Raw genomic sequence first — 4,959 nt, 5'->3', positions numbered from 1 at the left:
TGAGAAATATAAAATGAAAGAAAAACTGCAACGGGCTGAAAAATTTTATATAGCTAGCGAACTAGCAGCGTCAATTGCACACGAAATCCACAATCCACTAACCACGGTACATGGATTCACTCAATTATTAAATGAAAAACATGCCTCTAAGCTATCTCAGGATCAATACTTAGAAATCATGTTAATTGAAATGCAGCAAATACAATCTACTATTAATAACTATTTATCTTTAACCAAACCACAGAATACCCTAAAAGAAAAAATAGATATTAATCACATTTTAAATCAGGTGAAAGATACTATTTCACCACTCGCTCTATCATACAAAGTTGAAATCAAACAAAATAGTACAGATTCCTTTTATATAAATGGGGACCCCGAAAAATTCAAACTCTGTCTAAACAACATCATCCAAAACGGAATTGAGGCTATGAAAAATGGTGGATTATTACAAATAAATATACAAAAAGTAAAAGGAAATATCATAATTGATATTATTGATTCAGGAATTGGGATGTCATCTCAACAAATAAAACGAATTGCTTTGCCATTCTATTCAACAACAGAAAAAGGAACTGGGCTTGGTACTATGATTGCTTATAGTATTATTAGAGAATTAAACGGAGATATAGAAATAGAGAGTGAATTAGGTAAAGGGACACGCTTTTCTATTAGTATCCCTTGCTAATGTGATAACAATTTTCTGTTTAGTTAATTACATAAATGAATTTTAAGAATCCCACTAGCTAGCTTACTTATTAATTATCTTAAATTCATATGCGTTAATTAAATATAATAAGGATCAGAGCCTATCTATTGTTACAGATACACTCTGATCCTTTAGTTTAATTCAATTAAAAACACTTAATATTTATAACTTTTCTTACATCGTGATGAAATACTAGTTCATCGATTTTATCTTATTTACTGATTAGATTGGTTTAATATAAATATAACATCTCGCGACACTTAATTTTTTATTATCATTAGAGACATTGCCTGCAGTTGTTTTTTCATTAAAGTACAGACCTTTTTCCATTCATTGAACAAGATAACTCCCCTTTTACTACTTCACTTCCACCGTATAATTCCCTGTCCCCCCGCCATACTGATACACATGTAAATAATACTTCCCTGGATACGTATAGTAACTACCTACTAGTTTATTCCCTTGTTGCTGAGCATACGTAACATAATTATTTAAATCTGCTTCAGAATAAAGTACCCAGTTCATTCCAATATTATTTTCATTCGTTACGTTAATTTGAAGGTTTTTAGCAGTCTCCACATTAAATTCAAAGAAATCACTTGTATCGCCATTTCCTAAACTAGCACGTAAAACTTGATTTAACTGCAATTGATTTGCTGTTTGGAATGAGTTATTCGGTTCTTTTTCTACACTGTTATCTTCTTTCTTTTGAACAGTTACAGTCGCTGTAGCAGTATTAGTTGCTCCTTTATCGTCTGTTACCGTTAATTTCGTCGTATACGTTCCTTCTTTTGTATATACGTGAGTTGGATTTTGCTCATTACTTACTGCTCCATCACCAAACTCCCATTTATACGAAGTAATTTTCCCGTCTTCATCTTTTGATCCGTCGCTTGTAAATAAAATTGCTTCATTTACATTTCCGCTATACGGACCGTTTATAACTGCAACTGGTGCTTTATTCTCTGCACCTTCTTCTGTATTAATACCGTGGAACACAACATCATATTCAAATTGTCCTGATGTATTCACGCGATATTTTACAAAGTATGCTGTTACTGTTTTATAGCCTGTCCATTCCTTTGCACTTAAACGTTTTAACGTATCATTAACGTTTTGTGTAATTGTTTTCCAATCTTCATATTCTCCTTTTGCTGCAGTTCCTGTATATGTTCCTTGTAGTGTGAATGTATTAAAGAACTGTGATTTATTTTTCTTCACTGATACATTTTTCAATTTTGCTTCCGCTGTTATTTCTGCTGCAATATCTGAAACTGGCTTCGATGCATGATTCGCTAAATAATCGTCTGATACTAATGGCACATTATATTTCTCACGATTATCAACTAGCATTTGCATATAGTCCTGATATTCTTTATTTAAATTCGCATCTTTACTTAATGTAGAGCGATATGCATCATATGCTGTTACATCATTTTTCCTAATAAGATCATGTATTTTATCGAACATATCATATCTCTTATTGTACATATACGATTGTAAAGCAAAGGAATAATTATAGAAATCCCACGTTCCATACTTTGCATTTAACGTTCGCTCTGCCGTATAACGCTCTGCTGGATTTGAAGATAATCCTCCTATAATACTCTTTCTCGGTACAACATTATCCGTTCTCGTTGCCCCTGCAAAAAACTCAGCATTTCCTTCTTCAAACCAAGATAATCTTTCATTTTCATATATTTTCCCTTGTCCCCATAACCCTGGTACTTCATATCTACCTTGTAAATAATGCGTGAACTCGTGTCTGAATAATTCTTCTAAACTATAAATACTTTCTTCTGGCGTACGCTCATAAGTAAAGAACGTACCTGTTCCTTCTATATAAAGACCACCGTTATTCGTTTCATAACCGTACAATTGACGATTAAATTGATATTCTGCTGGGCTATTATAAATAACCATCGTTAATACATCATCAGGATTTCCTTTTTCTAAAGGTTGATCACTTTCAACCGTACGATGGAATTGTGCCTTTACTTCTTTTGCCGCCCAATATAAACGTTTTACTTTTTCTTCTGTCACTTTATCTCCAGCTTTTAAAACAATTGCCCCATCATCAAACGTATACGTTTTTGGCAAATATTTTTTCTTTCCATCTTCTCTTATTTGATCTAAATTCACTACTTTACCATTTGCATCTTTTCCGCCATAATTCGTTGCAATTTGCTCAGCAGCTACGAAATATTGCTCCCCTAAATACGGATACATTTTCATCGCATCTGTTACAACTTGTAACCCTTGCGTTCCTGTACTATGGAACATACCGAGTCTACCTGTATAATAAATGCCATTATTAATAAGCCAACCGTTTTTTTCTGTAATCGTTCCCATTAATGCAAAACGACTTAATTCATTAATATAACTATCTATTTTCTGATACCATACTGTATCTTTCGGTGCTTTCCTCGTATCGTACAAATACGATTGAATGTCGTAATCAACACCTTGCATAATATCGTAAATAGCATTTCCAGCTGAAAGATTATCTACTAATGTAGAAAAATTATCATTATATTGTTTAAAAATCTTTGCAGCCGATGTTATCGTTTCCACATCACTTGAAGCGTTTCCTATTAACTTTCCGTATGATGATACCACTCTATTTTGCTCTAATGTACCCAGCTTGAAATTTGAATTGTTAGCCATCGCTTTTAATGCAGGTAAGCATTTATCATGATAACTCCGTTCATTTAATTTACTAAGTTCTGAATTATAAAATCCTAAATAAAATCCTGAACGTAATACCTCTACTAATGTCTCAATCCCTTTTGAATCATCCTTCGTATAGGCTTGTCCTTGCTGCTTCAATTTATCAATAATCGCCTGCATCCTACTATCATTTTGATAGAATGCTAGACTGTCTGTATTAAACTGAAATAGCCCCGTAATTTGCTCCCAATCAATTGTTACAAGTAAATCTACTAACTGCTGATTGCTTAATTGATTTAATTCAGCAATTGTATAAGTTTTCGCTACAGCTAATTGCTTACTTTCTTTTTTCACCTCAGGTGGTCTTTGTGATAAATCGGCAAATTGTAACCTTTTCTCAAAAGACTTGCTTTCGAGCACTTTCGATGAATGAGCTAATTCTTGTACTGGTAGTTGTACACCGACTGGCTCCATTTTGAGCACATTTCGATAAGAAACTTGCTCTCCCTTAGTATCTTCTGCCAAACTTACCCCTTGAAAACTCCCTAACATTAAACTAGCAAAACTTACCCCTACTAACATTTTCTTTGAATAGCCTTTCATGCTCTCCCCTACCTTACATTTTTAGTGTCCCGCTCCATTATTTTACTATTTTTACTTTTTGTCCTGTATTGAGAAAAAATAAGGTAACGTTCACACATGTATCCATTCCATATAAAATTAACGCTTGACTTTCCGTGCATTTTATATCAAAAAAAGATAGATAATAGCAAAATTCCTGCTACATCTATCCCCGTTTTCAACACTATGATTTTAACTTTATAAATGTAACTTCCGGTAATGTTTGTATATGCTGAATAAACTCATTCTTTTCTTCTGACGATATATTTTTCAGTTGCATCCCTACCTTATAAACAGTTTCTGTACCTTGCTGTGAAGCTTCCACCTCATATGAAAGTATTGGGATGCCTTTCACTTGTAGTGTTTCTAATATTTGTTGTACCGCTTCATGTTTATTTACAAACATTTGCACTGCTATATTTTGTGGAAATAAAAATTGCACCTTAAAAATACGACTTACAATTTCTAAACCAATTAAAACGAGAATCGTCGCTCCAATGCCTACTACATACATTCCCGCTCCAATTGCTAATCCTATGCCGGCAGTAGCTCATAAACCAGCCGCGGTCGTTAATCCTTTCACCGCCTGCTTTTGAATAATAATTGTGCCTGCACCTAAAAAACCAACTCCACTAACGACTTGTGCTGCAATACGACTTGGGTCTAGAGACATATGCTCTTCAAACACAATATCTGAAAAGGCATATTTCGAAACAACCATTATTAACGCACTTCCTACCGCTACGAGGAAATGAGTCTTTAATCCAGCTTCTTTCGATCGAATTTCTCTTTCAATACCAATCATTGCTCCTAACAAGCCAGCAACACCGATTCGTATAATAAAATCAAAATCTACACTCACGGGCACTTCCCCCTTTCATTCATTATAGATAGATAAAACAAAAATTATCACAAATATCCATTTATCAACATGAAGGAATACCACTAAAATACACTTA

2 protein-coding genes and 1 pseudogene are annotated in these 4,959 nt (G+C 33.8%); 1 reads left to right on the top strand and 2 read right to left on the bottom strand.

What is annotated here, in order from left to right:
* Positions 1-688, top strand: a 688-nt coding sequence (locus tag ACQGSG_RS26545) for an ATP-binding protein (RefSeq protein WP_426948415.1), incomplete at its 5' end; no start/stop codon positions are given.
* A 378-nt stretch (positions 689-1,066) separates the two neighbouring features.
* Here the strand turns inward: ACQGSG_RS26545 and colA are convergent.
* Positions 1,067-3,982 (bottom strand): collagenase ColA, encoded by a 2,916-nt coding sequence (colA, locus tag ACQGSG_RS26540; RefSeq protein WP_426948413.1) that lies wholly within the window; start codon positions 3,980-3,982, stop codon positions 1,067-1,069.
* Positions 3,983-4,184: 202 nt separating this feature from the next.
* Positions 4,185-4,862: pseudogene (locus ACQGSG_RS26535) on the bottom strand (MgtC/SapB family protein).
* Between the last annotated feature and the right edge of the window lie 97 nt (positions 4,863-4,959).

Origin of the sequence: Bacillus sp. GMa5/1 (genome assembly GCF_050172015.1) — a bacterium.
Taxonomy (GTDB): domain Bacteria; phylum Bacillota; class Bacilli; order Bacillales; family Bacillaceae_G; genus Bacillus_A; species Bacillus_A cereus.
The sequence above is the reverse complement of the archived record's forward strand: the minus strand, read 5'-3'. Positions and strand labels throughout refer to the sequence as shown.